At 72.3% G+C, this 15,320-nt stretch carries 14 protein-coding genes; 8 read left to right on the plus strand and 6 right to left on the minus strand.

Annotated features, from left to right (window positions below; all coding sequences use genetic code 11):
* Positions 1–27 precede the first annotated feature (27 nt).
* From ABZT87_RS07575 to ABZT87_RS07585, 3 genes are all read left to right on the plus strand, one after another.
* Complete coding sequence (locus ABZT87_RS07575) at positions 28–1,563, plus strand: NADH-quinone oxidoreductase subunit M (protein WP_355134268.1); 1,536 nt, start codon at positions 28–30, stop codon at positions 1,561–1,563.
* Entirely contained in the window at positions 1,560–3,113 is a 1,554-nt protein-coding gene (gene nuoN / locus ABZT87_RS07580; RefSeq protein WP_355065353.1) for an NADH-quinone oxidoreductase subunit NuoN, read from the plus strand. The genes ABZT87_RS07575 and nuoN overlap by 4 nt, the downstream gene beginning before the upstream one ends.
* Before the next feature lie 90 nt (positions 3,114–3,203).
* A complete protein-coding gene (locus ABZT87_RS07585) occupies positions 3,204–4,289 on the plus strand; it encodes a polyprenyl synthetase family protein (RefSeq protein ID WP_354862043.1) in 1,086 nt (361 codons plus the stop codon).
* Between the two features lie 85 nt (positions 4,290–4,374).
* Here ABZT87_RS07585 and ABZT87_RS07590 read toward each other — a convergent pair whose 3' ends face one another.
* The gene (locus tag ABZT87_RS07590) at positions 4,375–5,571 is read right to left on the minus strand and encodes an MFS transporter (RefSeq protein WP_355134270.1); all 1,197 of its coding nucleotides are present in this window, start codon (positions 5,569–5,571) and stop codon (positions 4,375–4,377) included.
* A gap of 154 nt (positions 5,572–5,725) precedes the next feature.
* On the opposite strand from ABZT87_RS07590, the gene ABZT87_RS07595 reads away from it, so the two are divergent.
* Positions 5,726–6,508, plus strand: coding sequence for an IclR family transcriptional regulator C-terminal domain-containing protein (locus ABZT87_RS07595; protein WP_355134272.1), 783 nt, complete (start codon positions 5,726–5,728; stop codon positions 6,506–6,508).
* Between the two features lie 110 nt (positions 6,509–6,618).
* Here the strand turns inward: ABZT87_RS07595 and ABZT87_RS07600 are convergent, their stop codons facing one another.
* Complete coding sequence (locus ABZT87_RS07600; protein ID WP_355134274.1) at positions 6,619–8,748, minus strand: PhoX family phosphatase; 2,130 nt, start codon at positions 8,746–8,748, stop codon at positions 6,619–6,621.
* A gap of 215 nt (positions 8,749–8,963) precedes the next feature.
* On the opposite strand from ABZT87_RS07600, the gene ABZT87_RS07605 reads away from it, so the two are divergent.
* Together ABZT87_RS07605 and ABZT87_RS07610 are read left to right on the plus strand one after the other, a co-directional pair.
* Complete coding sequence (locus ABZT87_RS07605; RefSeq protein WP_266249813.1) at positions 8,964–9,479, plus strand: sigma-70 family RNA polymerase sigma factor; 516 nt, start codon at positions 8,964–8,966, stop codon at positions 9,477–9,479.
* Entirely contained in the window at positions 9,476–10,195 is a 720-nt protein-coding gene (locus ABZT87_RS07610; RefSeq protein WP_354860435.1) for a zf-HC2 domain-containing protein, read from the plus strand. Before ABZT87_RS07605 ends, ABZT87_RS07610 begins: the two co-directional genes overlap by 4 nt.
* A 29-nt stretch (positions 10,196–10,224) precedes the next feature.
* Here the strand turns inward: ABZT87_RS07610 and rarD are convergent, their stop codons facing one another.
* The 4 genes from rarD to eccE all read right to left on the minus strand — a co-directional run bounded on the left by rarD (position 10,225) and on the right by eccE (position 14,269).
* On the minus strand, positions 10,225–11,151 hold the full coding sequence (gene rarD, locus ABZT87_RS07615) for an EamA family transporter RarD (RefSeq protein ID WP_355134276.1): 927 nt from the start codon (positions 11,149–11,151) through the stop codon (positions 10,225–10,227).
* Entirely contained in the window at positions 11,148–11,645 is a 498-nt protein-coding gene (locus ABZT87_RS07620) for a GNAT family N-acetyltransferase (RefSeq protein ID WP_355065361.1), read from the minus strand. The genes rarD and ABZT87_RS07620 overlap by 4 nt, the downstream gene beginning before the upstream one ends.
* A gap of 119 nt (positions 11,646–11,764) precedes the next feature.
* On the minus strand, positions 11,765–12,151 hold the full coding sequence (locus ABZT87_RS07625) for a phage holin family protein (protein ID WP_234584566.1): 387 nt from the start codon (positions 12,149–12,151) through the stop codon (positions 11,765–11,767).
* A gap of 111 nt (positions 12,152–12,262) precedes the next feature.
* Positions 12,263–14,269 carry a type VII secretion protein EccE gene (eccE, locus tag ABZT87_RS07630; protein ID WP_355134278.1) on the minus strand — a complete coding sequence of 669 codons (2,007 nt, stop codon included), beginning with the start codon at positions 14,267–14,269 and terminating at the stop codon, positions 12,263–12,265.
* A gap of 290 nt (positions 14,270–14,559) precedes the next feature.
* On the opposite strand from eccE, the gene ABZT87_RS07635 reads away from it, so the two are divergent.
* Positions 14,560–14,880, plus strand: coding sequence for a WXG100 family type VII secretion target (locus tag ABZT87_RS07635; protein ID WP_354860428.1), 321 nt, complete (start codon positions 14,560–14,562; stop codon positions 14,878–14,880).
* 21 nt (positions 14,881–14,901) lie between these two features.
* Positions 14,902–15,195, plus strand: coding sequence for a WXG100 family type VII secretion target (locus tag ABZT87_RS07640; RefSeq protein WP_354860426.1), 294 nt, complete (start codon positions 14,902–14,904; stop codon positions 15,193–15,195).
* Positions 15,196–15,320 lie beyond the last annotated feature (125 nt).

The following is a 15,320-nucleotide window of genomic DNA, read 5'->3' on the forward strand; positions in this document are numbered from 1 at the left end:
CATCCACGACGGAGGTAAGGCCGCATAATGTCCAACTTCCCGTTCCTCTCGGTGCTCACCGTGGCGCCGCTGGTGGGCGCCCTGGTGGTGGCCTTCCTGCCGCGCCACCGGCCGGAGCTGGCCAAGCAGGTGGCGTTCGTCTGGTCGCTGCTGGTGCTGGTGCTCTCGGTGGTGATGTGGGTCAGCTTCAACGCGGGCGGTGACCGGTTCCAGTTCCGGGAGTCGTACTCCTGGATCCCGAACTGGGGCGTCAGCTTCACCTTCGCCGCCGACGGCATCGCGCTGGTGATGCTCATGCTGATCGCGGTGCTGGTGCCGCTGGTGATCCTGGCCTCCTGGCACGACGCGGAGTCCTCCAAGCGGTCCATCCCGGTCTACTTCGCGCTGCTGCTGATCCTCGAGAGCACGATGATCGGCGTCTTCGCCGCCGCCGACGTCTTCCTGTTCTACGTGTTCTTCGAGGTCATGCTGGTGCCGATGTACTTCCTGATCGGCAGCTACGGCGGCCACCAGCGGCAGTACGCGGCGGTGAAGTTCTTCCTCTACTCGCTGGTCGGCGGTCTGTTCATGCTGGCCGCGGTGATCGGCCTCTGGGTGGTCGGCGGGAAGACCTTCGACTGGCAGGCGCTGTCGCAGGTGGACATCAGCACCGGCACCGAGCGGTGGCTGTTCCTCGGCTTCTTCCTCGCGTTCGCCATCAAGGCCCCGTTCTTCCCGTTCCACACCTGGCTGCCGGACGCCGGTGGCGCCGCCCCGGCGGGTGCCGCCGCGCTGCTGGTCGGTGTGCTGGACAAGGTCGGCACGTTCGGGATCCTGCGCTACTGCCTGCCGCTGTTCCCGGAGGCGTCGAAGTGGTTCGCGCCGTGGGCGCTGGCGCTGGGCGTCATCGGCATCATCTACGCGGCGCTGCTGGCGGTCGGCCAGAACGACCTCAAGCGGCTCGTGTCGTACACGTCGATCGCGCACTTCGGGTTCATCGGGGTGGGTATCTTCGCCTTCACCACGCAGGCCGGTACGGGCGCGGTGCTCTACATGCTCAACCACGGTCTGGCCACCGGCCTGCTGTTCCTGGTGGTCGGCATGCTGATCTCCCGGCGTGGCTCGTCGTTGATCAGTGACTTCGGCGGCGCCGGCAAGCTGGTCCCGGTGCTCGCCGGTGTGCTGTTCTTCGCCGGTCTCGCCTCGCTCGCGCTGCCCGGCACCGCGCCGTTCATCTCCGAGTTCCTGGTGCTGATCGGCACGTTCACGGTGAACAAGCCGGTGGCGGTCATCGCCACGGTCGGCATCATCCTGGCGGCGGCGTACGTGCTGTGGATGGTGCAGCGCACCACGCAGGGCACGCTCAATCCGGCGCTGACCGAGGTCGACGGGATGCGCCGGGACCTCAACCTGCGCGAGAAGGTCGTGGTCGCCCCGCTGGTCGCGCTGATCGTCCTGCTCGGCTTCTATCCCAAGCCGGTCACCGATGTGATCAACCCGGCCGTCCAGGCGACCATGGACGACATCGGCAGAACCGACCCGGCCCCGTCCGTGGGCGGCACCGTCCAGGAGGCGGCAAAGTGACCGAGTTGAAATTGCCGTCGCTCGACTACGCGGCACTCGCCCCGATCATGATCATGCTGGGCACCGCGTTGCTCGGTGTGCTGGTCGAGGCGTTCGTGCCGCGCCGCTCGCGGCACGTGGTGCAGCTGACGTTGGCGCTGCTGGCCGTCCTCGCCGCGCTGACCATGGTGGTCCTCAACGCCGACGACCGGCTCGTCACGGCCGGTCAGTCCATCGCGGTGGACGGGCCGACGCTCTTCCTCCAGGGCGCCATCCTGGTGCTGGCCGCGATGGCGCTGCTGCTGATCGGTGACCGTTCCGTCGAGCGGGGCGGCGCGTTCGTCGCCCAGGCCGCGGTGACCGCCGAGTCGGCCGACGACCGCAAGCAGGCCGAGGGGCGCAACGGGCTCACCGAGGTGTACCCGCTCGTCACGTTCGCGATCGGCGGCATGCTGATCTTCGTGGCGGCGAACGACCTGCTGACCATGTTCATCGCGCTGGAGGTCTTCTCCCTGCCGCTCTACCTGCTCTGCGCGCTGGCCCGCCGCCGGCGTCTGCTGAGCCAGGAGGCGGCGATGAAGTACTTCCTGCTCGGCGCGTACGCCTCGGCGTTCTTCCTGTTCGGGGTGGCCCTGATCTACGGCTTCACCGCCGGTGTTCCCGGCCGGTCGGCCGGGGTCGACTTCGCCACCGTCAACGCGGCGGTGAGCGAGTCGCCGGCCAGCCCGGTGCTGCTCTTCGCCGGCATGGCGCTGCTCGCCATCGGTCTGCTCTTCAAGGCCGCGGCGGCCCCGTTCCACGTGTGGACACCGGACGTCTACCAGGGTGCGCCGACCCCGGTCACCGGCTTCATGGCCGCCTGCACCAAGGTCGCGGCGTTCGGCGCGCTGCTGCGCGTCTTCCACGTCGCGTTCGAGGGCGGGGGTTGGGACTTCACGCCGGTGCTCGGTGCGGTGGCGGTGCTGACCATGCTGGTCGGCGCGGTGCTCGCGGTCACCCAGACCGACATCAAGCGGCTGCTCGCGTACTCCTCGATCGCCAACGCCGGCTACCTGCTGGTCGGTGTGCTGGCGCCCTCCAAGGTCGGTCTCACCGGCACGATGTTTTACCTGGTCGCGTACGGCTTCTCGGTGCTGGCCGCGTTCGCGGTGGTGACCCTGGTGCGTGACGCCGACGGGGAGGCCACCCACCTGTCCCGCTGGGCCGGGCTGGGGCAGCGCTCGCCGTTCTACGCCGGGCTGTTCACGTTCATCCTGCTGGCGTTCGCCGGTATCCCGCTGACCAGCGGCTTCACCAGCAAGTTCGCGGTCTTCGGGCCGGCGTGGGAGAGCGGGCACGTGTGGCTGGTGGTGGCCGGCGTGCTGACCAGCATGGTGCTGGCGTTCCCGTACCTGCGGGTCGTGGTGATGATGTGGCTGTCCGAGCCGGGCGAGTCCACGCCGACGGTCACCGTGCCGGGCGGCCTCACGTCCGCCGCGCTCATGGTCGGCGTGCTGGCCACCCTCGCGCTGGGTGTCGCCCCTGGTCCACTGCTCGACCTGGCTACCGGAGCCGCAGAATTCGTGCGGTGAGACGTACCTCGGACACCGGGGGCCGGCGCGCGACAGCGTGCCGGCCCCCGCTGCGTATCCCCGACCCGGAGCAGGTCGAACGGGTGTGGCATGGTTGATGGTGTGGTGATTCCGGCTGGCGAGCGTTCAGGTGCCACCGGTTCCGGCGGTCGCCGGGGTCGGGCGAGCACGAGTCAGTTCGGCGCGCTCGGCCTCCATCTTGCCGATCCCCGCGTCGAGGCGTCCGTGCTGGGGCTGCTGGACGCGGTCGAGGTCGAGCTGCGGGCCAGTGTGGCCAGCGCCGACCCGTTCGTCACCGAGGCGGCCCGGCACCTCCTGGAGGCCGGCGGAAAGCGGTTCCGGCCGCTGCTGGTGGCGCTCGGCGCTCAGTTCGGCGATCCGTCGGGCGCGCAGGTGGTCCCGGCGGCCGTGGTGATGGAGCTCACCCACCTGGCCACCCTCTACCACGACGACGTGATGGACGAGGCCGCCGTGCGGCGGGGCGCACCGAGCGCCAACTCGCGTTGGACCAACTCGGTCGCCATCCTGGTCGGCGACTACCTCTTCGCCCGCGCCGCGGACATCGCGGCCGATCTGGGCCCCGAGGCCGTCAGGTTGCAGGCGCGTACCTTCGCCCGCCTGGTGCACGGTCAGATCGCGGAGACGGTGGGTCCGCGCGCCGGGGAGGACCCGGTCGCGCACTACCTGAGCGTGATCGCCGAGAAGACCGGATCGCTGATCGCCACGTCGGTCCGGTTCGGCGGCATGTTCGGCGGCGCCCCGGCCGAGCAGGTCGAGGCCCTCGCCGGCTACGGCGAGACGATCGGCGTCGCGTTCCAGCTCACCGACGACCTGCTGGACATCGCTTCCGAGTCGGTGCAGTCGGGCAAGACGCCCGGTACGGACCTGCGCGAGGGTGTCCCGACGCTGCCGGTGCTCTACGCCCGTGCGGCCGACGACTCCGACGCCGCGTCGGTGCGGCTACGGGAGATCCTGGCGACCGGCCCGTTGACCGACGACGCGCTGCACGCCGAGGCCCTGGGGCTGCTCCGGGAGAGCCCGGCGCTCAAGCGCGCCCGGGAGACCGTACGCAGCTACGCCGAGGACGCCCGCGCGCGCCTGGCCCCGCTCCCCGCGAGCGCGTCACGCCAGGCGCTGGAATCGCTCTGCGACTACATCGCCGACCGCACCAGCTAACCCCCACCCCCACCCCCACCCGGCACTCGGTTGATCATGAAGTTATTGCCCCGACACGCCGTCTGATCGGGCAATAACTTCATGATCACGCGGGGTTGGGGCGGGTGGCGGTCAGGAGGCGGCTGCCCATCAGCATGAGGGCGGCGGCGAGCAGCATCGCCACCGCCGCCGTGGCCCACATGGCCGGGTAGCCGAAGTGGGCGGCGAGCGGGCCGAGGCTCAACGGGCCGAGGCAGCCGCCCGCGTACACCCCGGTCTGCGTGATCGAAGTGGCGGCGGCCGGGGCCTGCGGGTGCAGCCGGACCACCGCGAAGTTCATGAGGCCGGGCCACGCCCAGCCCAGGCCGAAGCCGAGCACCACGCCGGCCACCAACGGCACCGGGCCGGCCACCGCGAGCAGACCGAGCCCGGTCGCCCCGACCACCAGCATCGCGGCGATGAGCGCGACGTGACCGCTGGCCCGGCGGTCGGCCAGTCCGCCGGCGCCCACCCGGGCGGCCACGCAGACCGCGCTGCCCAGGGTCAGGGTGAGGCCGGCGAGGCCCGGCGAGAGACCCCGGGCGGCGGCCGAGTCCACCAGGAAGGTGCCCAGCGCGTTGGCCGCGCCCGCCGCCAACGTCGCCGCCGCGCCGAGCACCACCAGCGCCGTCGTGGCCCGGCCCGCGCGCGTCGCGTCGGCCCGTCGGTCCCGGCCGGGCAGCTGCCGGGGTACGGCCGGCAGCGTCGTCAGCGCCGCGACGGCCGCGGCCACGAACGCCCAGCGCCACCCGGCGGTGAGCGCGATGGTGGGCACCGCCGCGCCAGCCAGCAGGGTGGAGACCGGAATGGCCGCCTGCTTGACACCGAACGACAGCCCCTGCCGGTTCGGGGGCACATGCTGGGCCAGTGCGGCGTTGCTGGCCAGTTGGCCGAGGGCGTTGGCGGCGGCGCTGAGCGCCAGCAGGGCGAGCAGCACCTCGTACGAGCGGGCGACCGCCGCCACGGCCAGCATCGACCCGGAGGCCAGCACGATGCCGCAGCGGGCCACCACGGCCGGCCCGTACCGCTCGACGAGCCGGCCGGAGGGCACCGAGGCCAGCGCGCTCACGCCGAAGTAGACGGACACGGCCAGGCCCAGCCCGGCCGGGGAGAACCCGAGGTCCGCTCCCATCTGCACGGCGAGGCCGCCGAGGAGGAAGACGGGCAGTACGCAGGCCACAGTGGTGGCGACGGCACCGGCACTGGCCCGGATCGGGCGGGTCCGGGCGCGGTCTTCAGCGGGGGTGAGGGCGGTGTTGGTCATCGTCCGGCAAACCTACGCGAGTCAGACTCGGACCACTCCCGGTGACCAGTGGCCTACGAGGAGTGGATGGTGATCTGGCATCCTCGACCCGAACAGGCATTTCGCACCCGGCCTGTTTTTCATATGGTGTAAGTCCCCGGCGGCGGAGGTGGTTGTGCGCGACCCCTTGGCAGAACCCTCGGACCTGATCCGCAGCGTGTCCCGAGCACTGCGGGTGCTCGAGTCGGTCGGTCGCGCTCCGAAGGGCCTGACCGTCAAGCAGATCGCCCGACGGTGCGAGCTGACCGTGGCCACCACCTACCACCTGGTCCGCACGCTCGCGTACGAGGGCTACGTGATCCGTCGGGAGGACGGCACGTACATCGTGGGGCTGGAGGTGGCCGACCGTTACCGCGAGCTGGTGACCGCGTTCCGGGGCCCGCCGGTGGTCGGTGAGACGTTGCGCCGGGCCGCCGTGGACACCGGCTACAGCCACTACCTGGGCCGCTTCGTCGGCGGTCAGGTCGCCGTCACGGCGGTGGCCGAGGGGCACCGCTCGCCCTACCTGGAAGACCTGGTCCCCGGCTTCGACGAGGGGGCGCACGCGACCGCCCTCGGCAAGTCCCTGCTCGCCACCCTCACCACCGAGCAGCGTTTCCGCTACCTGCGCGAGTACGGCATGCGCTCGTTCACCACCGCGACGCTGACCACCACCGAGGCGTTCGAGGCCGACCTGGCCGCCGGCGACCGGCGCGGGATGCAGCTGGAGCTGGGGCAGTTCCGCCAGGGTGTGGCCTGCGCGGCGGTGCTCGTCACGCCGGACAAGGACATGGAACGTCGGGTCGTGCTGGCCTGCGCCCTGCCGGCGAGCGAGATGATGACCTCCGCTCGGGTCGTCCGGGCCAAGCTGCTCACCGTCGCCCGCACGGTCGCCGACGGCATCGCCGCCGACCACTGACCCGCCGGATGCCGAGAGGCCCTCTCCCGGGCTGGGAGAGGGCCTCTCGGGGCGGTCCAGCGCCGAACCGCCGGAGCAACGTCAGCGGCCTGCCGGCCGCGGGAGCACCGTCAGCTGCCCACCGGGCCGCCGTCGAGGCGCCAGGTGACCACCACGCCCGGCTTGGCGTAGTCGCCGTCCGGCCAGTTAGAGGCCGGGTTCTCCACCGACGCGCCGGTGATCTCACCCGGGTGCTGCACGGCGACGAAGACCGAGCGGTTGTCGCCGGTGATGAACGGGCCGCAGGTCTCCGCGCCGAGCGGCACGGTGAGGAACTGCTTGAGGTGACCCTTCTCGGGACCCTCGACGGCGGTGGCGAAGAGGCCGTCGTTGCTGCCCAGCGCGTTGCCGTCGGTGGAGATCCACAGGTTGCCGGTGGCGTCGAAGGCGACGTTGTCCGGGCACGAGATCGGGGAGACCTTGGTCTTGTCGTACCCGGCGAAGAAGGTCGACGGGTCGGTCGGGTCGCCGCAGACGATCGGCAGCGACCAGGCGAAGGTCTCCGAGGTGTTGTCGTTGCGGTCCTCGACCAGCTCCAGGATCTGCCCGTGCTTGTTGGCGTTGCGCGGGTTGGCCTCGTCGGCCGCCGCCTTGCCGGCCTTGCCCCGGTCGGTGTTGTTGGTCAGCGCCACGTAGACCTTGCCGGTGAGCAGGCTCGGCTCGACGTCCTCGGGGCGGTCCATCTTGGTCGCGCCGACCTTGTCGCCGGCGAGCCGGGTGAAGGTCAGCACGTCCGCGGCGGTCATCCCGTCGACGAACGAGCGGTTGCCGCTGACCAGCTTGATCCAGCGACCCCGGCCGTTGAACGCGCCGTCGGCGGGGAGTGTGCCCGAACCGTCGATCTCGCCCGCGCTGGTCTGGTCGAGCTGCGCGACGTAGAGCGTGCCGGACTCCAGCAGCGTGAGGTTGTGCTTGCGGGCGGCCCAGGAGTTGCCCTTCAGGAACTTCTTCGCCGAGACGAACTTGTAGAGGTAGTCGAACCGCTCGTCGTCGCCCATGTACGCGACCACGTGCCCGTCCTTGGCGACGATGACGTTCGCGCCCTCGTGCTTGAAGCGGCCCATGGCGGTGTGCTTGCGCGGGCGGCTCTCCGGGTCGAACGGGTCGATCTCGACGACCCAGCCGAACCGGTGCGCCTCGTTGGGGTGCTTGGCCAGGTCGAAGCGCTCGTCGGCGCGCTCCCACTTACGGCTGCCGCTGGGGTAGCGGGACGCGGTGGTGATGCCGTAGCGGTCCAGCTTCGGCTTGAGGTCGGCCGGAGCGGCGTCCGCGCCGACGAAGTACTGGTTGAAGTTCTCCTCGCCGGAGAGCACCGTCCCCCACGGCGTCACGCCACCGGAGCAGTTGTTGAGCGTGCCGACGACCGTACGGCCCTTGGGGTCGGCCGCGGTCTTCAGCCAGGCCGAGCCGGCGGCCGGGCCGGTCAGGTCGAACTTGGTGCTGAGCGCGGTGACCCGCCGGTTGTACGGCCGGCGGCCGTTGTCCACGGGCTTCCACTGCCCGGTGCCGGCGACCCGCTCCAACTCCACCACGGACATACCGTGCGCGGCCATCGCCGTGCGCAGCTGCTCCACGGAGAGCCCGTCCAGGCCGGGGAAGCCGGGGAACATCAGGTCCTCGTTGGTGTACTCGTGGTTGACCACGAGCAGCGCCCGCCTGCCCTGCTTGTCCAGCGGCAGCACCCCGACGAAGTCGTTGTTGTAGCCGAACTGCTTCGACTGGGCGGCGGCGGTCTGGTGGTGCAGATCGAACTCCGGCGCGCCCGGCAGCACCGGGTCGCCCCACTTGATCACCACGGCGTTGTCGTAGCCGTTCGGCACGACCAGGGTGTCCAGCTTGTTCGGCGGGATCGGCTTGAAGGTCAGCGCGCCGCTGCCGACGCCCGTGGCGGGGCGGCCGAAGCCGAAGCCCTCCGGCACGTCCGGGGTGGCGGGGGCCGCGGCGGCGGCGGGGGCCGCGCCGGCCAGCGCGCCGGCCGCCGCGCCACCGAAGCCGAGGACCAGGGCGCCGACCGCGCCGGCCCGGACGACGCCGCGCCGGGAGACCTCCGCGTTCACCACGTCGCCGAAGTACGCGTTGTCCGACGTGTTCGGGACGGGGTGGTCACAGGCGTTGCCGCAGCGGTACAGACAGGTCATGGCGTCACGGGTGCCATGACGGTTACCGGTCAACAGGGGGAGCAGCCGGGGACGGTCGCTCATTTCAGTGGCCTCCAGGAAAGTCGGTGGCACGACAGGCGGCGTACCAGCCGGACGCTAGGAGGACGTGGTGAGCGGTCGTCGGCCGCAATGTGAACCAGGCGTGAACACCTGCGTGGGGACCAGCGGTCTGACCTCGGGCTGAACCGTTCGGCGTGACCGCACGTATTCCCGAGCGGACACACCGCCGGACGCGCGCCGGAAGTGAGGAGACCGCCATCAGCGACCATGACGCCCAACTGCTGCGGGCGCTGCACGACGAGCACGCGGAGGCGCTGTACGCACACGCCCTGCGGCTGGTCAACGGCGATCGGCAGCGGGCCGAGGACCTGGTGCAGGAGACGCTGCTGCGGGCCTGGCGGCACCCCGAGTCCCTCGACCCGCGACGCGGCTCCGTACGCGCCTGGCTGTTCACCACCGCCCGTAACCTGGCCATCGACGCCTGGCGGCGACGGTCCACCCGGGTCGGTGAGGTGTTCACCGACGAGCTGCCCGAGCCGCCCGAGGTGGTCGACGAGGCAGAGCGTGCGGTGGAGGCGTGGACCGTCGCCGAGGCGTTGAACCGTCTCAGCCCCACCCACCGCGAAGTGCTTGTCGAATGCTTCTACCAGGGGCGGTCGGTGGCCGAGGCGGCGTCGCGGCTGGGCGTGCCGCCGGGCACGGTGAAGTCGCGCACCCACTACGCCCTGCGCTCACTACGGTTGGTCCTGGCCGAGATGGGGGTGACGGGATGACTCGGTGCGAGTTCGCGCACGACGACGGCGCGTACGTGCTGGGTGCCCTGGCCCCCGCCGAGCGGGCGGCCTACGAGCGGCACCTCGCCGGCTGCGCCTCCTGCCGGGACGCGGTCGCCGAGATCGCCGTCCTGCCCGGACTGCTCGGTCGCCTCGACCCGGCGGGCCTGGAGCAGTTCCTGCCGCCGCCGTCCCCGCCCCGGGTGCCCGCGCTGCTCGAGGAGGCCCGGAGCCGCCGGCGCCGCGAGCGCGCCGCGACCCGTCGCCGGTACGCCCTCACCACGCTGGCCGCCGCCGCGCTCGCCCTCGTGGTGGGTGTCGGCACGGCTGCGGTGCTGCCCCGACCGGTCGCCCCGCCGGTCACCCCGGGGGCACAGGGCACCCGCCCCGCCCCGCAGGTGTCGATGGTCGCCATGCGGCCGGTGGCCACCGCCGGGCCGGTGCACGCCGAGATCGGGTTGGCCGGCAGCAAGTGGGGCACCGAGGTGACCATGCACTGCGGGTACGACGCGCGGACGAGCTACGGCAAGGCGTACCCGTTCCGGCTGGTGGCGCACGGCCCGAACGGCAGCAGCGAGCAGATCGGCTCCTGGCTGGCGGCCCCCGGCGACGACCTCAGCTTCACCGGCGTCACCCGCTTCACCGACGCCGAGCTGGTCAGCGTGGAACTCCAACGATCCGACGGCACCCCCCTGCTGACGTACGCGGTCCCCTAACCCCGCGCGCCCCATTGCGGTGGGGTGGGTCAGGGGGTTGGGACGGGGCTCGGGAGACGAGGGGTGCTGCGGGACTGGCGGGACTGGCGGGCCTGGCGAATGGCGTCGGCGGTGAAGACCACCAGCGCGAGCCAGACCAGTGCGAAGCCGGCGAGGCGGGCCGGCGGCATCGGCTCGTGAAAGATCAGCACGCCGCAGGCGAGCTGGAGGATCGGCGCCAGGTACTGGATCATGCCGAGGCCGGTCAGTGGCAGCCGGTTGGCGGCCCCGGCGAAGAGCAGCAGCGGGATCGCGGTGGCCGCGCCGGCCAGCACCAGCAGCGCGGTGTGCCCGGCCGAGACGTGCCCGAAGGTCAACCCGCCATGCCGGTGCAGCCAGGCGAGATAGCCCAGCGCGGGCAGCGCCAGCACCGCCGACTCGACGAAGAGCCCCTCGGCGGCGGGCAACCCGAGCTGCTTCTTGATCAGGCCGTAGCCGGCGAAGCTGAACGCCAGGCTCAGGGCCAGCCAGGGCAGCCGGCCGTAGTCGACGGCGAGCACCGCGACGGCCGACGCGCCGATGCCCAGCGCCACCCACTGCGCCGGGCGGAGTCGTTCCCGCAGCACCGTCACCCCGAGCAGCACCACCACGAGGGGGTTGATGAAGTAGCCGAGCGCGGTCTCCACCACCCGGTTGGAGCTGACTCCGTAGATGTAGATGCCCCAGTTGATGGCGATCAGCGCGGACGCGGCGACGATCCCGGCGACCGTCCGGCGGCGGCGTAGCAGCGCCCGCAGGAAGCCGATGTTGCGCAGCGCGCCGAGCAGCAGGGCCACGAAGAGCACCGACCAGACGATCCGGTGGGCCAGGATCTCCAGCGGGCCGGTGGGCCGCAGCAGCTTGAAGTAGAGCGGAAAGAAACCCCAGAGCAGGTACGCACCGATGCCGTAGAGGTATCCCAGGCGGAGTGGCGTCACGCCTCCACCGTAAGGGGTGAACCTCCGCTTTGTTCCTTTCCGGTGATCGGAGTCACCGGTGGCCGCCGGTCGAGCTGCATCCACCGCTCCGGAACGTCCAACGGGGTGAAGCCCACCCGCGCGTACACCTCGTGCGCGTCGTTGGTGGCCAGCAGGATCCGGCGTACGCCCAGCTCGGCCAGGTGGTCGCGCACCGCGCCGGCCAGCCAACCACCCAGCCCGAGGCCCCGAAAGGCCCGGTCGACGTACAAATCGCAGAGCCAGGCGAAGGTGGCGCCGTCGGTGACCACCCGGGCCACCGCCACTTGGCGGCCGTCCCCGGGCCGGTAGACGCCGAACGGCAGTGACCCAGCGAACGCCCGCACGACCGTCTCCCGGTCACGCCCCAGCGCCCAGTACGCGTCGGTGGACAGCCAGTGGTGTATCCGGTCCAGGTCGAGCCGGGCGGGATCGGTGCTGATCAGGTGGCCGTCGGCGCGGGTTAGCGAGAACACGCCTGCGAGGCTAGCCAACCCGACCGGCTCGCAGACCCGCCAATTCCCGAACTCTGGTCGCCGCACCGCCCGGCCCATCGGGAGCCGGGCGGTGCGGGTCGGTGGTGGTCGGTCGCCGGTCAGTCCCGGTCGAGAACGGCGCCGAGGATCCAGGTCACGATGCTCACGAACAGGGCGCCGAGCACGGCGGCCGGCCAGAAGCCGTCCACCGAGAACGGCAGCCCGGCCTGGTCGGCGATCCAGCTGGTGAGCAGGAACAGCAGCCCGTTCACCACAAGCGCGATGAGACCCAGGGTGAGCAGGTAGAAGCCGCAGCCGACGGTCTTGATGACCGGCTGGAGCACCGCGTTGACGACACCGAAGATCACCGCCACCAGGATCAGCGTGGTGACCGTCTCCACGGCCGAGGTCGACTCCAGGTCGATGCCCGGAATGAGCAGTGTGGCCAACCAGAAGGCCAGCGCCGTGGTGGCCAGCCGAATCAGCAACCCTTTCAGAAAACCCATGGCCGGGATCGTGCCACGGACCACTCACCGGCGTAACCCACCGGTTGACCATCCAGGACGATGCGGCCCAGGGCGGGCCCGGCCGCAGCTCGGGTCGGCGCCCCCGTCGGCTCAGCCGCGCGCCGGCCGGCCGATCAGCTGGGCCTCGATCGGGGTGGGGGAGAGCAGCGCCCACCGCAGGGCTCGGCGGTTCACCACCGCCACCATGTCGTCCCGGATCCGGGTGAGCCAGTCGGCCGACCCACCCAGCCCCAGCGCCGCGCCGGCCAGCGCGGCCTCGGCCGCGTGCAGCGGCTGCAGCACCGCCAGGTCGGCGCGGCTCAACGCGTCCACATCGGCCGGGGTCAGCTCGTCGCGCACCACGAGAGTGGCCCGCCACGCCGGCCCCGGCTCGGTCTCGGCCGGCGCCGGCCCGGCGTCGACCACCAGCAGCAACGGCTGGAGCGCGGTGCCCACCGAGTCGGCGACCGGTCGGCCCGGCGGGATCAGCGGGATCGTTCCGCCCGGAGCGCCCACACCTCGCACGAACGGCTCCCAGACACGGGGTCGCGCCGTCTGCACCACCACCAGCGCGCCCAGGGCCATCGCCCGCAGCGCCACCAACTGCGCGGCGCGCACCCCGCCCACCAGCATCACCCGGGTGCTCTCCGGCCGGAACAACCGCACGGTGACCGCACCGCCGTGCCGGTTGGTGCCGACCATCATCCCCGCCTCGCCCAGGGGCAGCTCCCAGTCGTCCAGCGCCACCGCCGATTGCCCCCCGGCGCTGGTGAGCGCCACCGGCAGCGTGCCAGCCAGCCCGGTCAGGTGCGCGCCGTCGAGTCTGCGCAGCGTCCCGCCGACGCCGCTGACCAGTCGGCCCAGCGCGTCGACAGCCACGGTCAGCTCGGCGGTCGACGCGGCGGCCAGGCGTACGGCCAGTTCGGTAGGCGCCGTCCCGGTGCCGGCGGCCGGCGGTGGCCCCACGCAGAGCGACACCGTCGTCGCGGTCGCCGGCAGCGCGAGCAGCCGGGGCACCAGCCGCCGCGCGGCCGGGGCGCCGGTCTGCGGCCAGTCGACCAGCCGGAACGTGGCCTGGACGAGAGCGCCCGAGCGGAGCAGCGGCCACGACTCCCGCACCGGCTGGCCGTCGTGGTGGGCCAGCTCGCCCAGCACGCGCAGCGCCGCCGGTACGCCGAGCGGCCGGGCGGTAAGCGGCCCGAGTCGGCGGACGATCCGGCGTACCGTGCCGGCGAGCGCGCGACGCAGGGCCTCCTGCGTCCACCCGTCCGCCCGCAGCACCCGGACCGCCAGCACCGCCCGCTCCCGCCCGGCGAGCCGTCCGTCGGTGAGCTGCCGGTACGACGTGCCGACGGTGCCACCCGCCGTCGGGACGGGCGCCGGCGTCCCGCTGAGGAGCAGCTGGATCCGCAGCGGCGGGACGTCCGGACCGGGCGTCGGCAGCAGCGCGGCCGGCGCGGGGATCGCTCGGGACGCGTCGCCCAGCAGGTCGCCGGGATCGCCGAGCTCCAGAAGCGCCACCATGCCGCCGGTGTCCTCCAGCACCGCCGCCGGCCCGCCGGACAGCTCCGTCGAGTGGACCACGGCACCGGGTGCGACCAGGGCGAGCAACTCGGCCGGGCCGGGCTGCTGGCCCAGCACACGGCGCCGGGTCACATGCCCGGCGGCGGTGCCCAGCCACTCGAAGAGCCACCGGCCGCGGACCCGGACGCCGGCGACCGCCACGAGGAGCGCCGCCACCAGCAGCGCGGCGACGGTGACCGGCGTGCCCCGGCCCAGCGCGGCGAGGACGACCGCGACGGCGACCTGCCCGGTGACCAGTTGACCCGCGCGGATCCCCGCGCCGCGTCGGCTGAACGCGGCCCACCGGCCGCGAGATCGTCGATCGTGTACGCGATCCCTGGCTGCCCCCGACCCGGGGACGCCGAGGGCGGCCGGCGCGGTGTCGACGGCTACGGTCGCGGTTGCTCCGGTGTCGACACCCGGCGCGGTGCCGACAGACGTGGTTGTTCCGACGGCGGTGGCGCCCGACCCGGCTGTCGGGGCGCTGGCGGCCGGGACCGGGCCCCAACCGGGCCGGCTCGCCGGCTGCGAGCCTCCGGTGGTGATCGGCGACACCGCGCCTCCTCGACCAGTTGGGACGTGCCGGGCGGCCGACCGCCCCGGGACTGCCCGTCACGCGCCGCGACGTGGCTGCCGCACATCGTAAGCGACCGATGGCTGCCGTGGTTGTCCACAGGGGAGGCCAGTGGGGTAGCAGAACGGCTACCGGGCCGCTACCGTCAGCCACGAAGTTCATCGCTGACCCGCGTCCACCCATGCTCGTCGACCGGGCCACGCGATCGGTGCGCTCCCACGGTGGGCGCAGAGCCGGCCAGGCACGACCGAGGAGACGAGGTGATGTTCGGGTGTCCCAGACCCAGGCAGAAGCGGCGGTGATGCGGCAGACCGCCGCGAAGTTCGAGCAGGTGGACCAGTCGTTGCAGTCCATGCTGACCGGCCTGCTGGCCGAGCTGGAGGTGTTGCAGCAGGCCTGGCGCGGTGCCGGTGGGCGGTCGTTCGAGCAGGTCAAGCGGCAGTGGTCAGAGGATCAGGCCGCGTTGCACCGGGCCCTGCGGGAGACCGCCGGGGCCATCCGCACCGCCGGCCGACAGTACGACGTCTCGGACGACGAGGCGGCCAGCCGGGTGGCCGGCACCAACCGCGGCGGCATCCAGCTGCCGCTCTGACCTGCCGGAAGGGGAGTTCCGATGGACCACGGTGTGCTGGTCGTCAACTTCGCCGCGCTGCAACAGGCCGGCGCGGACATTCAACGGGCGCTGAACACGCTCGACTCGCAGCTCGGCCAGCTCGAACGCGACGCCGCGCCGCTGGTGTCGGCCTGGGCGGGTGACGCCCGACAGGCGTACGAGCAGCGCCAGGCGCGGTGGCGGTCCGCCTCGCAGGACCTGCAGGCGATGCTGCGCGCCATCAAGGTGGCGGTGGACGATTCCGCGGCCGACTATCTGGACACGGAGAAGAAGAACACCGGGCTGTTCCAGTGACGCCGGTGGGCCGGGAGCGCTGACCGTGCCCGCGTCGGCGCCCCGGCCACCCTCCGACGAGGGGCGCCCGCGTGCTGGCCGATCGAGGCGACATCCCGCACGCGGGGCACCGGGGTCGAAGCCCG

Source organism: Micromonospora sp. NPDC005237 (assembly GCF_040607775.1).
GTDB lineage: Bacteria > Actinomycetota > Actinomycetes > Mycobacteriales > Micromonosporaceae > Micromonospora.

Coding starts and splice junctions, on each gene's coding strand:
- ABZT87_RS07575 (WP_355134268.1), top strand. CDS start 28: ATGTCCAACTTCCCGTTCCTCTCGGTGCTCACCGTGGCGCCGCTGGTG.
- ABZT87_RS07585 (WP_354862043.1), top strand. CDS start 3,204: ATGGTTGATGGTGTGGTGATTCCGGCTGGCGAGCGTTCAGGTGCCACC.
- ABZT87_RS07590 (WP_355134270.1), bottom strand. CDS start 5,571: ATGACCAACACCGCCCTCACCCCCGCTGAAGACCGCGCCCGGACCCGC.
- ABZT87_RS07600 (WP_355134274.1), bottom strand. CDS start 8,748: ATGAGCGACCGTCCCCGGCTGCTCCCCCTGTTGACCGGTAACCGTCAT.
- ABZT87_RS07610 (WP_354860435.1), top strand. CDS start 9,476: ATGACTCGGTGCGAGTTCGCGCACGACGACGGCGCGTACGTGCTGGGT.
- ABZT87_RS07625 (WP_234584566.1), bottom strand. CDS start 12,151: ATGGGTTTTCTGAAAGGGTTGCTGATTCGGCTGGCCACCACGGCGCTG.
- ABZT87_RS07640 (WP_354860426.1), top strand. CDS start 14,902: ATGGACCACGGTGTGCTGGTCGTCAACTTCGCCGCGCTGCAACAGGCC.